The organism is Hyphomonas chukchiensis (assembly GCF_000682695.1).
Taxonomy (GTDB): domain Bacteria; phylum Pseudomonadota; class Alphaproteobacteria; order Caulobacterales; family Hyphomonadaceae; genus Hyphomonas; species Hyphomonas chukchiensis.
Map to the genome: position 1 here is coordinate 31,922 of NZ_AWFG01000014.1, position 18,643 is coordinate 50,564.

Sequence of the window (18,643 nt, forward strand, 5' to 3'; positions counted from 1 at the left end):
GTTGCCCCTGCCCTTACTGACCATTCGAGGTGACAGCCGCTTCTTCCGTTACAATCGGTTCAAACCGCAGTTTCCTGGCCTGTAGCGTGATCTTGCCGATCTTGTCGGTGTCGGCCTGGATCTTCACGGGCACTGTCGCGCCATTTTCCAGCGGCGCCAGCCACATGCGCAGCGGGCCATCAATGCCTGACAGGTTGTCCTTGTTGGACTCGCCCTTCTTGTAGCCGGCGACTTTTTCCATCGTCACATGACATTCGATGGCATTGCCCGACCAGGCATCGGTCTTGACCTGTTTCATGCCGGCATTCTTGAGGTGAAGGTAGGTCAGCTGGCGCCCGTCGAAGATGCGGATTGGCCCGCCGCAAGGGTCGGCGCCCGGTGCGCGGGGCTCCAATGCAAACGTGATCAGCGCCGTGATCGGGTCATTTGTCTTAAGCACCTGCTCGGTCGTTGCGGCCGGGTCGCCCAGGTTCCCGAATTCCGGCTGGGCCTTCATCGTGAAGCTGTCCGGCCCGATGGTCAGGTTGACGCGGCGGTTCTTCTTCCCGTCGCGGTTCTGCGAGACATAGGAATAGGTTTTCAGCGCATTGTCGCGCGTATAGCCGGACGCCTGCAGGACCATGTCATAATTGATGAACCAGTCGGCAATGCCGGTCACCTTGACCCGGGAATTGATCACGTAATTGTCGGGCTTCATGTCGACGGTAAAGCTCGCACGGCCCGTTGCCGGGATGAACAGCACATAGGCCTTGGCTTCCAGTTCATAGATCATGCGTGTCGGCGTTCCGGCCTTCACGCCCGCCAGCACTGTCGGCGCAGCTGAGCTGGCCGGCGCTGTATCAGCCACGGCAATGCCAGCCATTGCGAGGGCAAGGCCGGAAGCAAGCAAGTATGCGCGTTTCATCAGGTCGTATCCTTCGGATTAGGGCCCATCGCACTCTTATATAGGGGTGCAACACCAACAGCGCCTGAACAAGATTGCCCCTATAATGCCCCAATCAGGCATAGGGTTGCAGTCAAGATTCATGACAGGCCATGACATGGGGCTGCAAAACTCTTGCCTGGCATGTGGCTTCGGAGTTGACACAGGCCCCTCCTACTGTGTAACGACGCGCCTTCGAGACAACCCTGAACATGCAATCGGAGCGAGGCCCATGTCCCGCGAATGTGAACTTACCGGCACCAAGCCGATCGTTGGCCACCTGGTGAGCCACTCCCAGGTGAAAACCAAGCGCCGGTTCCTGCCGAACCTGATCGACGTGACGCTTCATTCCGAAGCCCTCGACCAGAAATTCAAGATGCGTATCGCGGCGAAAGCCCTGCGCTCCGTCGACAAGCTCGGCGGCCTTGACGGTTTCCTGGCCAAGGCAAAGGACGACAAGCTTTCGTCCAAGGCCCTCAAGATCAAGCGCGACATTGCCAAGAAGGCTGTTGCTGCTGCCGCCTGATCGCTCCTGGCGACCGGCAAACTGAAAAACGCGCTCCTTCGGGGGCGCGTTTTTGTTTGTCCGGAAGTCTGGAAGCTGAAACAGGCCGCGCGCCCCGGCGAGCAAAATTGTAAAACATGTTGGACATTTCCCCGGACCATCGCTATGTAAAACATATCTTACATGGCTGGGAAAGGACAAGCACATGTCATGGACTGAAATCCGCGCCCTCGGGTCGCTTATCATCGCCACATGGGCCCTCTGGTTCCTGCAGATGCGGTTCCTTGATGGCGGGCAGGTCGTGGACCTGCCGCCCGAGCGCATGTTCAGCACATATCTCTCCGTCATCGTCGTGACGATCATTGGCGAAATTCTCGTGACAATCGGCATTTCGATTGTCGGCGTCGTCCTGAATAGCGGGACGGTCGAAAGCGCGGACTTTGAGGACGAGCGGGACAAGCAGATTGAGCGACGCGCCGGGATTATTTCATACTGGTTCCTGATCGTGGTCGTGAACATACTCGCGCTTCGGCTCATCCAGCAGGAAATCTATACGAGCTCGGTCTTCGCGCCGCTCGCGATTGCATCGACCAGCGGCATCGTCTTCACGCTTCTGGCCGTGCTGTTTGCCGCCCATATCGTGAAGATGGCCGCCAAACTTATCCTCTACAGGGTATAGGTCATGGCCAAGGGCAAGGTCCGAAACCGCATCAGGGAGTTGCGCGCCGAGACGGGCGGCATGACCCAGTCGCAACTCGCTGAAGCCGCCGGGGCCACGCGCCAGACCATCATCGCTATCGAGCAGGAGAAGTATGCGCCGTCGCTTGAGCTTGCCTTTCGCATATCGCTTGCGTTCGGCGTGCCATTCGAGGCGGTCTTTTCGTTCGAACCTTGACTTCCCGTAATGCGCGCCGTCTGCTCGGTCATCTTCAGACCTGACCGGAAGGCTGCCATCCATGCGCACCCCCTGCCTCGCCCTTTTCGCCCTCCTGCTCACCGCATGCGGCGGAAATGCACCGCCAGCGCCTGAAACACCTTCGGCCGCAAAAGTCACCGTCATCACTGGCGGCACGATCTATACGGGCAATCCGGACCAGCCGACGGTCGAAGCCGTTGTCGTCGGCGCGGACGGGCGCATCACGGCGACCGTTCCGCCAACCTCTGCCGACTGGAGCGACGATGAAGTCACACTCATCGACCTCAAGGGCGGGGTCATGTTCCCCGGCTTTACCGATGCGCACGTTCACCTGCTGGGCGTTGGCCAGCGCGAACTGACCCTGAACCTTGAAGGCACCGCGTCCGTCGCCGAGCTCGTCAGCCGCGTCGAAGCGGAAGTGACCGACAAGGCGCCCGGTTCCGTCGTGTTCGGTCGCGGCTGGATCGAAACCGGCTGGCCTGAGGCGCGTATGCCCATGGCGTCGGACCTCGATCCTGTCAGTCCGGACCACAAGGTCATCCTGCAACGTTCCGATGGCCACGCCATGGTTGTGAACGCCGCTGCGCTTGCCGCCGCAGGGATCACGAAGGACACGCCCGATCCTGAAGGCGGCCGCATTGAGCGCACTGAAGACGGCACGCCAAATGGCCTCCTCATCGACAACGCGATGAATCTCGTCGCGCCGCTGATAGTTGCGCCGGATGCCGAGGGCCTGAAGACGGCGCTTGAAACTGGCGCAAAGCTTTATGCGTCGCGCGGGTGGACGGGAGGTCACAATATGAGCGTCGCGCCCGAACAGATCCCCCTGATGGAAGAACTGGACCAGGCGGGCCGCCTGCCGATCCGGCTCTACAATGCGCTCGATGTTGAAGGCTTTGACATTGCCGCAGGCCGCCAGATGGAAACCGACACGATCACCAACCGCGCCGTGAAGATCTACATGGATGGCGCCCTCGGCAGCCGCGGCGCCCTGCTGATCGAACCCTATAGCGACCGCCCGGATACGTCTGGCCTCGCCCTGATGAGCCCGGAAGACCTCGCGGCGATCATGGCCCGCGCGGATGCCGCCAATGTCCAGCTCGCCATGCATGCGATCGGCGACCTGGCCGATCGGCGCATCCTCGAAGCGGTCGAGGCGGGCGGCTATGATGCGTCCCATCGCTGGCGCATCGAACACGCGCAGAACTTCGCTTTGGCGGACATACCCCGCGTCGGCGCAGATGGCCTGGTGGCCTCGATGCAGCCCTCCCATGCCATTGGCGACCTTTTCTTTGCGCCCTCGCGCCTCGGCATGGACCGCCTTGCCGGCGCCTATGCCTGGCGCAGTCTCTGGGATAGCGGCGCAGTGGTGGCTGGCGGGTCCGACGCGCCCGTCGAGGTTGGATCGCCGCTGATCGAGTTCTACGCTGCCGTCTCCCGCAAGAGCCTCAAGGGTGAATCCGCCGAAGGCTGGCACCCGGAACAGGCCCTGACACGGGAAGAGGCGCTTGCCCTCTTCACATCAAACGCTGCCTATGCCGCCTTCGAGGAAGACGATCTCGGCACGATCGAGCCCGGCAAGCTCGCCGATTTTACCGTCTTCGACCGCGACCTGATGACCGTGCCGGAAGCGGAAATCCTTCAGGCCAAACCGCTGATGACCATGGTGGGCGGCGAAGTTGTCTGGACGGCGCTGAACTAGGCGTCTGGAAAGTTCCGCTCCCAGAAGGGCTGAAGCGCTTCAAGTGCCTTGGCCCTATTGGCAATTGCATCGAGTTTCGGCGCGTTGGCCGAAAACCATGCCTGGCGCGGTGTCCAGTGCACCATTACGCCGACATAGAGGTCAAGCGCCGAAAACCGCTCGCCGAGAAACCAGGGCGCGCCTGCGACCTCTTCAACAATATGCCACAACCGCTCACGATAGGCCGCGACTGCAGCCTTGAAAGGCGCCTGCGCCGCCTCAACGCTGACAAAGCGGGACGGGTCATCCACATAGGTAAAGGTCGGATAGATATTGGCCACGAGGTAAATCAGCCATCGCAGGAAAGCGGCCTGTTCCGGCGCGCCATTGCCCGGCACAAGATCATCCCGGCCTGTATGCTGGGCGAGCCAGAGCGTGATCGCCGCGCTCTCTGTCATGATCTGCCCGTCGGGCAGAACCAGCGTCGGGATCTGCTTCAGCGGATTGACGTTTTCCAGCTTGGCGCGCGCTTCGGGTTCCTTGAACAGGTTGCCGACCTTCTCGAAACGGTAGTCCAGTCCGTAATGATCAAGCTGCGCCTCAACCAGCGCCGAGCCCCATCCGGGCGTGCCATAGAGTATGAAGCCTGCCATTTTTACAGCTACGGGCTCTCTTTCGATTTGGTCAAGTCCTTGCTCCAAACCTACCGGCGACATGAGTTTTCCCCTACGTCGCACTAGGCGTGTGCGCGTCGCGTGCTAGAACCTATACTGAAACGACACATCCTCCCCGACGAGACTGATATTTCATGACTGTAATGAGCGAAACCGATGCCCTTGAGGGCCTGAAGCCAACAGAAAAAGTCAACGTGAAGAAGGTCTTCGGCCTCGACACGGCCATGACCGTTCACGGCTTCAAAACCCGCACCGAATACGTGCCCGAGATCGATCCGTCCTACCGGTTCGACCCGCAAACGACCATGGCTGTTCTGGCCGGCTTCGAGCACAATCGCCGCGTCATGGTCCAAGGCTATCACGGCACAGGCAAGTCGACCCATATCGAGCAGATCGCTGCGCGCCTCAACTGGCCGATGATCCGGGTCAACCTCGACAGCCATGTCAGCCGGATCGACATGGTCGGCAAGGATGCCATTGTCCTCAAAGAGGGCAAGCAGATCACCGAATTCCGCGAAGGCATCCTGCCCTGGGCCCTTCAGCGCCCGGTCGCCATCTGTTTCGACGAATATGACGCCGGCCGCCCGGACGTGATGTTCGTGATCCAGCGCGTTCTGGAAGCGAGCGGCAAGCTCACACTGCTCGACCAGAACCGCGTCATCGCGCCGAACCCGTTTTTCCGTCTCTTCGCTACGACGAACACGGTCGGCCTCGGCGACACGACCGGCCTCTATCACGGCACGCAGCAGCTGAACCAGGGCCAGATGGACCGCTGGAGCATCGTCACGACGCTGAACTATCTTGAGCACGATGCTGAAGTCGAAATCGTGAAGACCAAGGCGACCGGCGTGGATGATGACACACTGTCCAAGATGGTTACGCTCGCTGATCTCACGCGGAACGCCTTCATGGCGGGCGATCTCTCCACCGTGATGAGCCCGCGGACCGTGATCACATGGGCTGAAAACTATGCGATCTTCCAGAATCTCGGCCATGCCTTCCGCATGACCTTCCTCAACAAGTGCGATGAACTCGAGCGGCCTCTCGTGGCCGAGATGTACCAGCGCTGCTTTGCCGAGGAACTGCCCGAGAGCGCACTGATGGTGAAGGTCGCCTGAGCGGAGACACCTGAATGACAACGACCAGCCTGACCCTTAAAAGCCATGACGGCTTTACCTTTGGTGCCGTGCGCATCGAAGCAAAAGGTGTACGCAAGGGTGGGCTGATTGTCGTACAGGAAATTTTCGGCATCAATTCCGACATGATCCGCGCTGGCGAGCGCTTCGCGGCTGAAGGCTACGAAGTGCTCCTGCCGTCCATGTTTGATCGTCAGAAGCCCGGCTTTGCCCGCGAAGACCATTCAGTCGAAGCCATGACTGAGGGGGCTGGTTATGCGCGGGCCAATGGCCTGGACGCGGCTATGGCCGATATTGGCGCCTGTGTTGATGCCCTGGAGCGCCCGGTCTTCATCACCGGCTTTTGCTATGGCGGATCGATTGCCTACCTGGCCGCCTGCCGGCTGAGGGGCATTGTTGCGGCTTCCGCCTATTATGGCAGCCTGTTGCCATCCTTCCAGACGGCGGAACCGAGATGTCCCGTCGCGGCCCATTTCGGCAGAAACGATCCGCACATCCCGATGGAAGGTGTTGAAGCCTTCGCGGCGGCCCGCAAGGATGTGCAGGTACACATCTACGACGCTGGCCACGGCTTTGCCCGGCAGGGGTATGATGATCATGATGCCGCCAGTGATGCCCTTGCCTTCAAACGCACGCTGGACCTGTTCTCAGACGCGGTGCAGTGATGGCAAAGGAAACAAGCCCGCAGGAACTCTTCAAGCAGGCCCTCGCCGCCACGACCAAGGCGATGAGCGCCGACCGCGAGGTCGAAGTCGGCTTTGGCAATGATGCCGGGTCAGATGCCGCGCGCATCGTGCTGCGCCCGCCGCCGGTCGAGGTGCCCGCGCCTGTGGCCGCCCGTATCCGCGGCGAGGCAGATGCCGTGGCGCTCCGCCGGGCCCACCATAATGAGGCCGCCCACCTCCAGCACCGTCCGCAGGGCGACCTGCCGCGCCGCGTCTATGATGCTGCCGAACATGCGCGCATCGAAAGCCTCGGGGCCAACGCCATGCGCGGTACGGCCAATAATCTCGATGCCGTGCTGGAACATCGCAGCAAGTCCGGCGAATTCGCCATGGGCGCCGAAGAGCCCGAGGCGATCCTTGCGCCCGCGCTTGAATTCCTCCTGCGCGAAAAGCTGACAGGCCGCCCCCTCCCGGAAGGCGCGAAACGCGTGGCCGATGTCTGGCGCGAACGCGTCGAGGCCGATACAGGCGGCGCGCTCGACAAGCTGATTGGCCAGTTGCACGACCAGTCCGGTTTTGCCCGCACCATCCGCGAAATGATCCGCGACCTGACGGCAGGCGACCAGTCCGGCGACGAGTCGCAATCCGAGGACGAGCAGCAACAGGAAGAAAGCGAAGACGACCAGCAATCCCAGCAGGGCGAGCAGGACATGGAGTCCGAAGAGCCCATGGGTGCCTCTGCCGAGGAGATGGAAGCCGGCGACACCGAGGAAATGGACGGCGAGGAAACCAATGTCAGCGTCGATCAGGACGCCGACATGGAAGCCGATGACGAACCGGACGACAGCGATGACGGTTCCAAGCCGTTGCGTCCCAACTTCCGTGACGGCGACGAGCGCGACCGCTTCAACTATCAGGTCTTCACGCGCGCCCATGATGAAGTGGCGCAGGCCCCCGATCTTTGCGACCCGGAAGAACTGACCCGGCTGCGTGCCTATCTCGATCACCAGCTTCAGGGCCTTCAGGGCGCCGTGTCGAAACTGGCCAACAAGCTGCAGCGCCGCCTCATGGCGCAGCAGAACCGCTCGTGGAGCTTTGACCTTGAAGAGGGCGTGCTGGATACGGCCCGTCTCACGCGTGTCATCACCGATCCGACAGCGCCGCTCAGCTTCAAGCAGGAAGACGACAGCAATTTCCGCGACACGGTCGTCACGCTCCTGCTCGACAATTCCGGCTCCATGCGGGGTCGCCCGATCATGGTCGCGGCCCTCTGCGCTGACATCCTTGCCCGCACGCTTGAACGCTGCGGCGTGAAGACCGAGATTCTCGGCTTCACCACAAAGGCATGGAAGGGTGGCCTGTCGCGTGAGGACTGGGTGCGCGGCGGCAAGCCGAACGGCCCCGGCCGTCTCAACGATATTCGCCACATCGTCTACAAGCAGGCCGATGCCCCATGGCGCCGTGCCCGCAAGAACCTTGGCCTGATGATGCGCGAAGGCCTGCTGAAAGAGAATATCGACGGCGAGGCCCTGCTCTGGGCGCATGACCGCCTGCTCGCCCGCCCCGAACAGCGCAAGATCCTGATGGTGATTTCCGATGGTGCGCCGGTGGATGATTCCACGCTCAACGTGAACATCGGCAACTATCTGGAGCGCCACCTGCGCCAGGTCATCGACGAGATCGAGAATCGCAGCCCGATCGAACTCATCGCCATCGGCATCGGCCATGACGTGACGCGCTATTACAAGCGCGCCGTTACCATTGTTGACGCCGAACAGCTCGGCGGCGCGATGACCGAACAGCTCGCCAGCCTGTTTGACGAGAACGGCCCCAATCCGCAGGCCATGGCCATCCCGCCGCTGACGGAGCGTACGGTGCGCGGCGCCGTCTCCGGGGCCGCAAGCGGCGCGCCGAGTTATGGCGGCCGCAAGGTCGATCTTGGCCGCGACGTCAAAACCACGACGCTTCAGGCCGTGAAAGGCCCGAAACGCTAGGCAAAAGCCTGTCCCATATTTTTGCCTTCATGCTAGGGTTTGATGGGGCAAGTCAGGGGACGAAACGATGCTGCAAAAAATGATCCGCACGCCTGTAGCCAAGCTTGCCTGCGTGGCCCTCTTCGGCCTCATGGCTGCCTGTGCCTCCAAGCCGGAACCCGACCGCCTCGTCCTGCTTGGCGATGCGCAGGCTGCCGGGGACACCGCCGAACAGGTCGCCCAGGCCCGCGCCCTGCTCGCTGATCCTACTGTCACGGGCGACCTGCGCGCAGACCTTGGCGATATCCTCGCAGACGCCGGCCAAACCGAAGCCGCCCTCGTCGCGTATCGCCAGGTGCTGACCGAGGCGAGCGCCGCGACGCCGCCCGACTATGCCTACCAGATAGACCTGCGCGCCCGCATGGCCGAGATCGCCCTTGCTGCGGGCGACAAGCCGCGCGCCACCGAAGAACTGTCCGCCGCCATCAGGCAGGTCCGCATCCATCTCGGCGCAGACCATCCGCGCCTCGCCCCGCTCCTCGCCTTCGCCATCGAGAACGATCTCGATACAGCCCGCATCACTGAGATTACGGGCCTCAATGTCGGTGATGCGCTGGCCGAAAGCGTGGAGCGTGGCCGCGAGCGCACCTTTGCCGCCGCCTCGACCCGCGGCCGCGCCCTCGGCCCGGAACCGGACTTTGACCTCGTCCGCGTCTTCTTCGGCACCAACCGCGCCCCCACGATCAAGCGCGTCGCCATGGTTGACGGCAAGCCGGTCTTCGATCCCTATAAATACTATGGCGGCAAGCATGCCCCGCTCGCCACGGGCAGCGTCATGGTCTCCGTGCCGCGCAACCGCGCCGTCGGCGACATCCCCAAGCCCAGCATTTTCAGCTTCGACCGCCGGCCTGATCCCGCCAAACATGTCATCCTCGGTGACATGCAGGTGGACGCGACCATGGCTGAATTCCTCGCCAATGTGCGCATCTCGCTCGCCCGCTCGCAGCGCCGCGAGATTTTCATCTTCATCCATGGCTACAATAATGATTTCCCGACAGCGGTTGAGCGCACCGCCCAGCTCGCCGTAGACCTCGAAATCGACGGTGCACCCGTCCTCTACTCATGGCCTTCGGCCGGCAGCGTCTTCGGCTACAAGGCCGACCGCGCCCAGATCACGCAGGCCACGATCGACGACCTCGAACATTTCCTCCACGTCCTCACCGAGCAGACCGGCGCGGAGCGCGTCAATATCGTCGCCCATTCCATGGGCAATGAATTCCTCGTCCGTGCCCTGCAGGAAATGGCCGACGACGAGCGCGCCGTGCCCTCGCCCTTCGATCAGGTCGTCTTCGCCTCGCCCGATGTCGACGCCGATGACTTCATCGAGATGATGAACCGCGTCCATGGCCTCGCCAGGGACATGACGCTCTATGCCAGCGCAAAGGACCGCGCCCTGCAGGCCTCCAGCCGCTTCAACAAATCCGGCCGCCGCGCAGGCGATGCGAGCGAGCCGGTCCTGCTCGCGGGCCTCAACACGGTCGACACGACACCGGGCTCAACGGGCGGCCTTGCGCTTGGCCATTCCGACATCTTTGGCGCCGCCTTCCCGGATTTCCAGGCCATCACATGGCTCAGCCTCGAGCCGGAGCAGCGCTGCGTCCTCGGCAAGCGCGAAGGCAAGACCGGCACGGCCTGGATCTTCGGCACGCCGCGGGCGGACTATTGCGACGCCGAAGACTTCGCCACCGCCATGACCGCCGTCCGCCGCCTCGGCCCGGACAAGGCGCTCACCGAACTCCAGTCCCGCGCCCTCTCCGGCATCGGCGACGCCGCCCGCTGGCAATCGGCCCTGCGAATTGTCGAGAGCCTGAACGAATAGGCCGGTTCATCCCGGCCGCTGTGCCACGGCCGCAAAGGCGGGTCTTATCTCGTTCAGGTACTTGATCGCCTTCTCGCGATGCTTAGTCGATTTCGCCTTCTTGGGCATGCGGCTCAGCCAGTGCTTGTTCGGGCCGATGGGTCTTTCCCGCGACAGGGCCAGCGTTGTCGGCAGCGGCTGGCGCGACATCACGTCGACATAGGTATCCAGTTCGGCCAGCGAGGTGAACACCAGCTCCACCCCGTCAATTTCCACCATCAGCACCGGCCAGCCTTCGCCCGGCACAGGCCCCGGCCTTGGCGGGTCGAACACGGTCGCCGTGTTCAAGCTCTGGCCGTCCAGCGGCGTGTGCACCCAATAGGTCATCACCGAAATCGGCGGCGTCTTCCAATAGGTAATCTGGTAGAACTTCACTTCCCGGCCCCTCGCTCCGGCACGCTATCTTGACGGGATAAATCTAGGCAGCGCGCCCGGCATGGCAAGAGTTGGCGCAAGTCGGGTTGGCGGCATCACTCCGCTTAACCAATCCTGCGCTTGCTACCAAAGAGAGCCTTGATGTATACTGAAAGTAGATATCCGGTGGTGAGGGATAGAGCTAATGCAAAATGAAGTCGAAATATCCGATCTCATATCGAAGTTGGCCAGTGGTATACGGCAGGCTGAGAAGACCTCTAGGCAGTCAGGAGAGAAGCCGACGATTGCGCTTTCTGCCTGCGAAATTGAACTCTATGTCGAGGCCCAAGTGGAAAGTGGCGGCGGAATAAAGTTTTGGGTAGTTAGCGCCGAAGCAAAAGGCGGGCTTAAGCGCTCTCACAAGATAAAGTTGACGTTCGGACCCGCAGGGCAACCGAGTGCATTCGTGTCTGCATCGCAGGGGGCTGCCCCGCCGATACCAGAAAAGGTGAATAGAGATCGGAAGTAGAACTAGCGAGGTGCCAATGGATGGCTAATCCTGAAACAGCTCGGTGGCTAAGGCAAAAGCTGAACGAAGATCGTGATTTCGTAATGAAATATGACCGTCAATGGGTCGCGGTCCGCTATAATGAAGTCATAGCGGCTCGTCATAATGTGCGCGAACTGATTACGCTCGTGTCCGAGATAAGTGGAATGGATGACCCTATCAAGGAGAAACCCGTTATAAGTTTTGTTACCGCTGGGATTTTACAGTAATGTCCCGAACTATCACATTCACTCATGACTATGACTGGCACAATCAACCAGGCGGCGCCGCTCACAACCGCCGACCTTACTCCGAAGTTGTGATTTTCGACCAGCCCATTTCGCTTCAGCTATCAGTATTTGCCATCGTAGATACCGGCGCGGATTGGCTCCAATTGCCTGAAGAAGCGCTTTATCAACTTGGCTACACATCTAGCGGAAGCACACCAGTGTTGGATGCTTCAATGTGCAATGTGCCGTTCAACATTTACAATGGGGTTGAGGTTGAAATAGAAGGACAATCGGTGACTTTAGACCATGTACTAGCCCGACCTGGAGTGCCTGCTTTGCTGGGCCGAGCCGCCTTTTTTACCGTATTTGAGCCGGGATTTGACAGGACTGGCTGGCTTTACAGATTTTAAGTCAGTTCTTCCCGAACTTCCGGTCCCGTCCCGCCAGCAGTCTCAACCGCAGCGCATTCAGCTTGATGAAGCCTTCCGCATCCTTCTGGTCATAGGCGCCGTGGTCGTCCTCGAAGGTCACGATCTTCTCCGAGTACAGAGAATAAGGCGATGAGCGGCCGATGAGATAGGCCTGGCCCTTGTAGAGCTTGATCGTCACGTCGCCGGTCACCCAGCGCTGCGAGTAATCGATGGCGGCCTGAAGCATCTCGCGCTCCGGGCTCCACCAGAAACCGTTATAGATCAGTTCGGCATATTTCGGCATCAGCTCGTCTTTCAGGTGGCTTGCGCCCCGGTCGAGTGTGGCCTGTTCGATGCCGCGGTGTGCCACCAGAAGGATCGTGCCGCCCGGCGTTTCATAGATGCCGCGCGACTTCATGCCCACGAACCGGTTTTCCAACAGGTCGAGCCGGCCGATGCCATGCTTCTTGCCATAGGCGTTCAGCGTGGTGAGGATCGTCGCCGGGCTCATTGCCTCGCCATTGATGGCGCACGCATCGCCCTTCTCGAAGCTGATCGTGATGACTTCCGGCGCGTCAGGTGCCGCTTCCGGGCTCACGGTGCGCATGTGCACGAATTCCGGGGCTTCCTCGGCCGGGTTCTCCAGAACCTTGCCCTCGGAGGAGGAGTGCAGCAGGTTTGCATCGACCGAGAAGGGCGCCTCGCCCTTCTTGTCCTTGGCGATTTCGATACCGTGGGATTCGGCAAATTTCATCAGGTCGGTGCGGGATTTGAAGTCCCAGTCGCGCCATGGCGCAATCACCTTGATGTCCGGGTTCAGGCCATAATAGCCGAGCTCGAAGCGCACCTGGTCATTGCCCTTGCCGGTCGCGCCATGACAGACGGCATCGGCGCCCACCATGTCGGCAATCTCGATCTGGCGCTTGGCGATCAGCGGACGGGCGATGCTTGTGCCCAGCAGGTAGACGCCTTCATACACGGCATTGGCGCGGAACATCGGGAACACGAAATCGCGCACGAATTCCTCGCGCACATCCTCGATAAAGATGTTTTCCGGCTTCACGCCGGCGGCCAGCGCCTTCTTGCGGGCCGGTTCCAGTTCCTCGCCCTGCCCCAGGTCCGCCGTGAAGGTCACCACCTCGGCGCCGAACTCGGTCTGCAGCCATTTCAGGATGATGGATGTGTCGAGGCCGCCGGAATAGGCGAGGACGACTTTCTTCGGGGCGGCTTTGGCCTTGGACATGCGCGTGCACCTTTATTGTGCGTGTTTTCAATGGGTGTTGCCTTAAGGACAGAAGCCCGTGATGACAAGCCGGGGGCAGGGCCATTTCCTATGGTTAAAGAAGCCCTAAGCGGCTATAAATGGCCAACACCGTTTCATACAGAGGCGCCTTTCGGGGCGTAAGACTGCCCGATGTTCACGAAGGATTTCACCAAGCCGGAACCGGTTCGCCCGATGATTCCGGAAAGCGTGCGCCAGACTGTGCGCGCCGCGCAGGATGCTGGCCGCCGCGCCGAGGAGCGCGCGAACATGAACATGCCGTTCCGCGCCCGTCTGCGTGCCCGCGATGCCGTGCGTCCGCAATCCACCCTCGCCATCATTTCCGGTATCCAGGCCAAGGCCGCCGACACGGCCAGGCCCGTAAAGCCATTGCATAGTCGCGGGCCTGTGCGCCCGCTGCGCGCCGTATCGACCAATCCTGGCCTCCTGCCGCATGGCCGTAATGGCAAGGGTGGCGGGCAGGACGATGACGATACGGGCAGTCGCCTGGCCGATATTTCCCAGCTCGCCTTTGCCGGCCTTGCCGTTCTCGGCCTCGCCGGCCTCTCCGTCATGGCCGCCGACAGCGCCCTGCATAATGGCGACCCTGAGTCCGGATCGGAAGCCGATCCCCTGCGCATGGCGGACGTCGATCCGGTTGTCGCACCCAGCGCCGCCTCGTCCATCGCCATGGCTGAGGCGTCGACCCCTGTCGGCACCGCGCCGACCCCATGGTTCAATTATCAGGGCGTCGCGGACCAGCTTGCCGCCCGCAAGGCCGCCTTTGAGACCGCGCAACGTGAAGCCGCAACCGCCGAGGCTGAGAAGGCCCGCATCGAAGCGGCCAATGCGATTGCCGATGCCGAGGCCCAGCGCCTCGCCGAAGCAGCCCAGCAGGATGCCGCCACCGAACGCGCCCGCGCCGCCGCTGCCGAGCTGGAGAAGACCCGTCTGGCCGAGGCTGAAGCCGCCCGCGTCGCCGAGGCAGATGCCCAGCGCCAGGCCGCGCTCGAAGCCGAACAGGCTGCCGCCGCTGAGGTAGAGGCCAAACGCCTCGCCGAGATCGAAGCCCGCCGCGTCGCCCAGGCCGAAGCCGAAGCGCAGCGCGTCGCCGATCTCAAGGCCAAGCAGGCCGCAGATGCCGAAGCCAAACGCCTGGCCGATGCCGCCGCCGAGCAGAAACGCCTCGCGGCCGTGGCCTCCGAAAACCAGAAAAAGCGTCTTGCCGCTGCCGAGGCTGAAGAGCGTCGCCTCGCCGCCCTGAACGCGAGCGCGGCCATTCCCGCCTCTGTCGCCGTCAAGCCATCGGCAACGCCAAAAGCGTCGGTCCAGATGGTCGCCTATTCAGGCCCGATCCCGGCGGCGGCCACGCTCAAACCCGATATGCGCCCCACTTTGGTCGCTGCTGCCCCACTAACGGTCACGGAACGGTCCGTGAATACCCCGGCCTATACCCAGTCTGCCCCCAAAGTGCGCCCCTTCGCGGCCGCTGAAGCCCTGCCAAGTCCCCGCAATGTCGATGAATTCGTGGCTGAACGTGTCTCGCTGACCGCTGCCGAAGCGCTTGATCCGACGCTACTCAACACACTGCGCCATGACTTCCTCCGCATGGTCGAAACCGAGGCAGATGGCGCTACCCGGATCCTCGCCACGCCCGATGGCCGAAAGCTCGAGATCCGTATTGAACGCTCCACAACGCGCGAAGCCAGCAAGCCCACCGTGCGCCCGCTCAATTATACCGGCCAAGCGACCGATTCCGTTGTCCGCTATGTCGCCGATGTCATGCCGATGAAAGTATCCGTCACCTGTCGCGACCTGGCCTATTCATTCCCGGGGCAGGAGCGCGGACGCTTTGCCGCGTGCGAGGCCCCAACCGGCGGCTGGGTGCTCGGCCGTGCCTCGGACGCGGGCGCCTGAGGTCAGGACTGATTCTGTAGCTGCCGCTGCACTTTGCGCGTGAGATGCTTCTCGATCACGCGCACATTCTTGGTATTCGATTTGAAGAAAAAGTCGAACGCATCGCCAACGACCGGGATCGCCCCGAGCGTCGTATCGAACAGCAGGTTCCAGCCAATATGGGCCAGGGCGATCGGATGCAGCTTCAGCCGCGCTGCCGTGTAAAGCGCATAGGTTCCCGCCAGTCCTGTCGCGACGTCCCCCGCCACAGGCACCAGTCCCAGCACTGAATCCAGCCCGAACCTGATGCCCATCAGCGAGAAACGCGAATCCAGCACGCGCGCAAACATCTTGAGATGGCGCATCTCGTCCTCGAACGTGCGCCCGTTCCCCAGCTCCACGTTCAGGAGTTCGCTATCCGGAGTGCGATCCTTGCCCATTATCCCCCCCTCATGCGCCCTTATTGCTGCGCAAGTGCACCCAGAATTGAAACAAGGCTGATGATGGTCCGCGTGTCTTCATCGACCAGCAGCACATCATCATCGACGCGTGAATAGTAATATCCCGGCGGCGGCGCTTTCAGGTCATAGCGGTCATAATCGCGGAACCGGTCATATTCACGCGGCAGGTGGCCGCCAATGTCATATTTCTTGGCCTGTCCCGGCGGGATACAGCCTTTCTTGGCAAGTCCTGGCGGGCACGCCTTCGGTCCGCCATGTGCACCGGGATCGGCCAGCGCGACGGGGCTCAGGGCTGCCGAAAGGGCAAGGATGGCGAGGGTTCTGGTAAGCATGGAATATCCTTCTTTCCAGCCAAACGCGAGCGGACCGGCCGGGTTCCGTTGCACGGGCCGTTGCGTGCTTTCCCAAAGCCTGCTGAAACCGCCGCATGATCGACACGCATGTCTACAAACTACTAAGCCAGTCTGATTGGGAAGCCGCCAAGGCATCTGGCGTTACGGCTGTCCCGCTGGACGCGGCAGACGGCTATGTTCACCTTTCAGGCATCGCGACCGTCGCGGAGACGGCCCGGCTCTATTATTCAGGCCGGCCGGTCGTGCATCTCCTTGAGTTCGCCGTGGCAGACCTGCCGCCCCTGGAATGGGAACCGAGCCGGGGTGGCACACTGTTTCCGCATCTCTACGGCGACCTGCCTATCGCCCAAGCGTCTCGCCAATGGCAGCTCGGCCCGGATGCGGATGGTGCGCCGATCATGCCGGAGGATCTCTAGATGGGACTGACTGATCTTGGCATTGCCGCTGTCAAACTCCTGCCGCCCGAAGCCGCCCATACGGCGACCATAAAGGCCCTCGAGAAGGGGCTTGGCGTGCCGCTCAAGGCGCCACAAGCTGATCCGATACTGGCGACCAAACTGCCGAAATCCGGCCTGACATTCGCCGCCCCTGTCGGGCTTGCAGCGGGCTTCGACAAGAATTGCGAAGTGCCCTCCGCCATGGCGCGCTTCGGCTTTGGCTTTATCGAATGCGGCACGGTCACGCCCCTGCCGCAGCCGGGCAATCCGAAGCCGCGCCTCTTCCGCCTGAGTGAAGACAAGGCCGTCATCAACCGTATGGGCTTCAATAATTTCGGCCTCGAATATTTCGTGCGGCGTCTGTCGAAATACCGCGCTGCGCCGCCCATCGGGGCCAATGTCGGCGCGAACAAGGAAAGCAGTGACAGGATCGCTGACTATGTGCGCGGCATCGAGGCGGTTGCACCCCATGCGGCCTATGTCACCGTCAATATTTCCTCGCCCAACACGCCAGGCCTGCGCGGCCTGCAGGACAAGGCTTCGCTGGAATCCCTGCTGACGGCCTGCGGCGCCGCTGACAGGGCCGGGAAACCCGTCTTCCTGAAGGTCGCCCCTGATCTCGATGCCGAGGCGATTGCCGATATTGTCGGTGTGGTTCGCAACCAAGGTGCATGGCTGTCGGGACTTATCGTCTCGAACACCACGCTTGCCCGGCCAAACAGCCTGACCAGCCGTGACAAGGCCGAGATGGGTGGCCTGTCCGGCGCCCCGCTCATGGCGCCTTCGACTGAAGTGTTGAAAGCCTTTGCCCGGGCGCTCAAAGGTGAATTTGACCTGATCGGTGCCGGCGGCATTGCCAGCGGCGCCGATGCCTATGCCAAGATCAAGGCGGGCGCCCATGCCGTGCAGCTTTATTCAGCAATGGTCTATGAGGGCCCCGGGCTTGTCAGCCGGGTCCATTCGGAACTGGCTGGCCTGTTGAAGGCCGACGGGTTCACGCGGCTGGAACACGCGGTCGGGAAAGACCTCTGAAAAGCCCCGGCACGAACCAGCCAAGCGCCACCGCGCGATAGAAATACATCATCAGGAAGGCGGTCCAGACACCCGCATTGCCCCAGATCGGCCGCAAGGCCATGTCCGTCGCCAGATAGAGGGCGGCAGATATAAGCCCGGCCGTGCGTAACGCCCTGCCCTGCGTTGTGCCGAGGAACAGCCCGTCCAGTTGCCAGGCCGCAACGCCGATGATTGGCACAGCGGCGCAGAAGGGCAGGAAGTCCAGTGCTGCCCGGCGTGCTTCCGGGTCGGCGATAAAGGCCCTGATCAGCCAGCCACCGCCGAGGAAATAGGTAAGGGCAAACAGGGCGCCGAAGCCGATTGCAAATTCCGATGTGAGGCGCATGGCCCGGCCAAGGCGCTGGCCATCACTGGCCCCATAGGCCTCGCCGGCTTCCTTCTCGGCGACGAAGGCAAAGCCATCGAGCACGAAGGCTGAGACGGTGATGAATTGCAGCAGGACTTCGTTGCCAGCCGTTGCCGCAGTGCCGATGAGCGTACCGGAGCGGACGAACCAGCCAAAGCTGAACACGAGGGCCAGCGTGCGGATCATGATGTCACGATTGGCCGAGAACAGGGCGGCAAGGCGTGCCTTGTCCAGCAGTCGGGCAGGCGCCTTGAAGCCGCCGCGCACGAGTACCAGGCCCAAGGCCAGCGCCGTCCATTCTGCGATGGCTGTCCCGGCGCCAATGCCTGTCGGCCCAAGGTCCAGCCCGGCCACGAACCAAATATCGAGGCCCACATTCACGCTGTTCATTACGATCTGTACCGCCAGCATCTGCCCGGTCTTTCCCGTGCCGATGAGCCAGCCGGTAATGCCCAATCCCATCAGGTAGGCGGGGGCGCCGAAGATGCGGGCGTTGAAATAGCCGGCGGCGAGGGCCTCGACATGCTCGGTGCCGGCAAAGGCGGCGAAGGTGAGCCAGCGGAGCAGGGGCGAGAGGAGGAAAAGCGCTGCCCCGATGGCGGCGCCAAGCATCAGCGCGCGCAGCAATGTGGCCCGCACTTCCGGCGCGTCGCCCCGGCCATTGGCCTGCGCCGAAAGGCCGGTCGTGGACATGCGCAGGAAGCCGAATCCCCAATAGATAAAGCTGTATGCGACGGCGGCGATGGCGACGGCGGCAAGATCTGCCTTGTCACCGAACCGGCCCATGGCGAACGTGTCGGCGATGCCTGTGGTCGCCGTTGCGGCCTGTGCCAGCACGATGGGAACGGCGAGGGAGAAGACCTTGCGGCGCGTCAGCATTGGCG

21 protein-coding genes are annotated in these 18,643 nt (G+C 62.1%); 14 read left to right on the forward strand and 7 right to left on the reverse strand.

Going from position 1 to position 18,643, the window contains the following annotated elements; translation table 11 throughout:
- Positions 1-13: 13 nt before the first annotated feature.
- A complete protein-coding gene (locus HY30_RS05710) occupies positions 14-904 on the reverse strand; it encodes a DUF3108 domain-containing protein (protein WP_034738062.1) in 891 nt (296 codons plus the stop codon).
- Between the two features lie 250 nt (positions 905-1,154).
- Here HY30_RS05710 and rpmB point away from each other — a divergent pair, with 250 nt between their 5' ends.
- From rpmB to HY30_RS05730, 4 genes are all read left to right on the forward strand, one after another.
- The gene (rpmB, locus tag HY30_RS05715; RefSeq protein WP_034738064.1) at positions 1,155-1,448 is read left to right on the forward strand and encodes a 50S ribosomal protein L28; all 294 of its coding nucleotides are present in this window, start codon (positions 1,155-1,157) and stop codon (positions 1,446-1,448) included.
- A 184-nt stretch (positions 1,449-1,632) separates the two neighbouring features.
- Positions 1,633-2,106 carry a hypothetical protein gene (locus HY30_RS05720; protein ID WP_034738066.1) on the forward strand — a complete coding sequence of 158 codons (474 nt, stop codon included), beginning with the start codon at positions 1,633-1,635 and terminating at the stop codon, positions 2,104-2,106.
- A 3-nt stretch (positions 2,107-2,109) separates the two neighbouring features.
- Entirely contained in the window at positions 2,110-2,322 is a 213-nt protein-coding gene (locus tag HY30_RS05725; protein WP_034738068.1) for a helix-turn-helix transcriptional regulator, read from the forward strand.
- A 61-nt stretch (positions 2,323-2,383) separates the two neighbouring features.
- A complete protein-coding gene (locus tag HY30_RS05730) occupies positions 2,384-4,045 on the forward strand; it encodes an amidohydrolase (protein WP_034738070.1) in 1,662 nt (553 codons plus the stop codon).
- On the opposite strand, the gene HY30_RS05735 is transcribed toward HY30_RS05730, so the two are convergent.
- Entirely contained in the window at positions 4,042-4,677 is a 636-nt protein-coding gene (locus HY30_RS05735) for a glutathione S-transferase family protein (RefSeq protein ID WP_034738072.1), read from the reverse strand. The genes HY30_RS05730 and HY30_RS05735 overlap by 4 nt on opposite strands.
- Positions 4,678-4,832: 155 nt before the next feature.
- Here HY30_RS05735 and cobS point away from each other — a divergent pair, with 155 nt between their 5' ends.
- The 4 genes from cobS (at position 4,833) to HY30_RS19095 (ending at position 10,351) form a co-directional block, all read left to right on the forward strand.
- Positions 4,833-5,816: a cobaltochelatase subunit CobS gene (cobS, locus tag HY30_RS05740; RefSeq protein ID WP_199285873.1), complete on the forward strand. Its 984-nt coding sequence runs from the start codon at positions 4,833-4,835 to the stop codon at positions 5,814-5,816.
- 14 nt (positions 5,817-5,830) lie between these two features.
- Positions 5,831-6,499, forward strand: coding sequence for a dienelactone hydrolase family protein (locus HY30_RS05745; RefSeq protein WP_034738076.1), 669 nt, complete (start codon positions 5,831-5,833; stop codon positions 6,497-6,499).
- On the forward strand, positions 6,499-8,493 hold the full coding sequence (gene cobT / locus HY30_RS05750; protein WP_051614920.1) for a cobaltochelatase subunit CobT: 1,995 nt from the start codon (positions 6,499-6,501) through the stop codon (positions 8,491-8,493). The genes HY30_RS05745 and cobT overlap by 1 nt, the downstream gene beginning before the upstream one ends.
- 67 nt (positions 8,494-8,560) lie before the next feature.
- On the forward strand, positions 8,561-10,351 hold the full coding sequence (locus HY30_RS19095) for an alpha/beta hydrolase (RefSeq protein WP_051614922.1): 1,791 nt from the start codon (positions 8,561-8,563) through the stop codon (positions 10,349-10,351).
- A 6-nt stretch (positions 10,352-10,357) separates the two neighbouring features.
- On the opposite strand, the gene HY30_RS19100 is transcribed toward HY30_RS19095, so the two are convergent.
- Entirely contained in the window at positions 10,358-10,765 is a 408-nt protein-coding gene (locus HY30_RS19100) for a hypothetical protein (RefSeq protein WP_051614924.1), read from the reverse strand.
- A gap of 184 nt (positions 10,766-10,949) precedes the next feature.
- Between HY30_RS19100 and HY30_RS20660 the strand changes: the two genes are divergently transcribed.
- From HY30_RS20660 to HY30_RS19960, 3 genes are read left to right on the forward strand one after another with little or no spacing between them, the layout of a single operon-like run.
- Positions 10,950-11,273, forward strand: a complete 324-nt coding sequence (locus HY30_RS20660) for a trypco2 family protein (RefSeq protein WP_034738077.1) — start codon at positions 10,950-10,952, stop codon at positions 11,271-11,273.
- 20 nt (positions 11,274-11,293) lie between these two features.
- A complete protein-coding gene (locus HY30_RS19955; protein WP_155839260.1) occupies positions 11,294-11,521 on the forward strand; it encodes a hypothetical protein in 228 nt (75 codons plus the stop codon).
- A complete protein-coding gene (locus HY30_RS19960) occupies positions 11,521-11,931 on the forward strand; it encodes a hypothetical protein (protein WP_155839261.1) in 411 nt (136 codons plus the stop codon). Before HY30_RS19955 ends, HY30_RS19960 begins: the two co-directional genes overlap by 1 nt.
- Position 11,932: 1 nt before the next feature.
- Here the strand turns inward: HY30_RS19960 and HY30_RS05770 are convergent, their stop codons facing one another.
- Positions 11,933-13,174, reverse strand: coding sequence for an argininosuccinate synthase (locus HY30_RS05770; protein WP_034738078.1), 1,242 nt, complete (start codon positions 13,172-13,174; stop codon positions 11,933-11,935).
- 171 nt (positions 13,175-13,345) lie between these two features.
- Here HY30_RS05770 and HY30_RS19105 point away from each other — a divergent pair, with 171 nt between their 5' ends.
- The gene (locus HY30_RS19105; protein ID WP_051614926.1) at positions 13,346-15,109 is read left to right on the forward strand and encodes a cell envelope integrity TolA family protein; all 1,764 of its coding nucleotides are present in this window, start codon (positions 13,346-13,348) and stop codon (positions 15,107-15,109) included.
- A 2-nt stretch (positions 15,110-15,111) separates the two neighbouring features.
- Here the strand turns inward: HY30_RS19105 and HY30_RS05780 are convergent, their stop codons facing one another.
- The gene (locus HY30_RS05780) at positions 15,112-15,528 is read right to left on the reverse strand and encodes a DUF4112 domain-containing protein (RefSeq protein ID WP_051614928.1); all 417 of its coding nucleotides are present in this window, start codon (positions 15,526-15,528) and stop codon (positions 15,112-15,114) included.
- 20 nt (positions 15,529-15,548) lie between these two features.
- Positions 15,549-15,881, reverse strand: a complete 333-nt coding sequence (locus HY30_RS05785) for an RcnB family protein (protein ID WP_034738079.1) — start codon at positions 15,879-15,881, stop codon at positions 15,549-15,551.
- Positions 15,882-15,976: 95 nt separating this feature from the next.
- Here HY30_RS05785 and HY30_RS05790 point away from each other — a divergent pair, with 95 nt between their 5' ends.
- Positions 15,977-16,318, forward strand: coding sequence for a DUF952 domain-containing protein (locus HY30_RS05790; protein WP_034738080.1), 342 nt, complete (start codon positions 15,977-15,979; stop codon positions 16,316-16,318).
- Positions 16,319-17,371, forward strand: coding sequence for a quinone-dependent dihydroorotate dehydrogenase (locus HY30_RS05795; RefSeq protein WP_034738082.1), 1,053 nt, complete (start codon positions 16,319-16,321; stop codon positions 17,369-17,371).
- Here HY30_RS05795 and HY30_RS05800 read toward each other — a convergent pair.
- Positions 17,334-18,638, reverse strand: coding sequence for an MATE family efflux transporter (locus HY30_RS05800; RefSeq protein WP_034738084.1), 1,305 nt, complete (start codon positions 18,636-18,638; stop codon positions 17,334-17,336). The genes HY30_RS05795 and HY30_RS05800 overlap by 38 nt on opposite strands.
- Between the last annotated feature and the right edge of the window lie 5 nt (positions 18,639-18,643).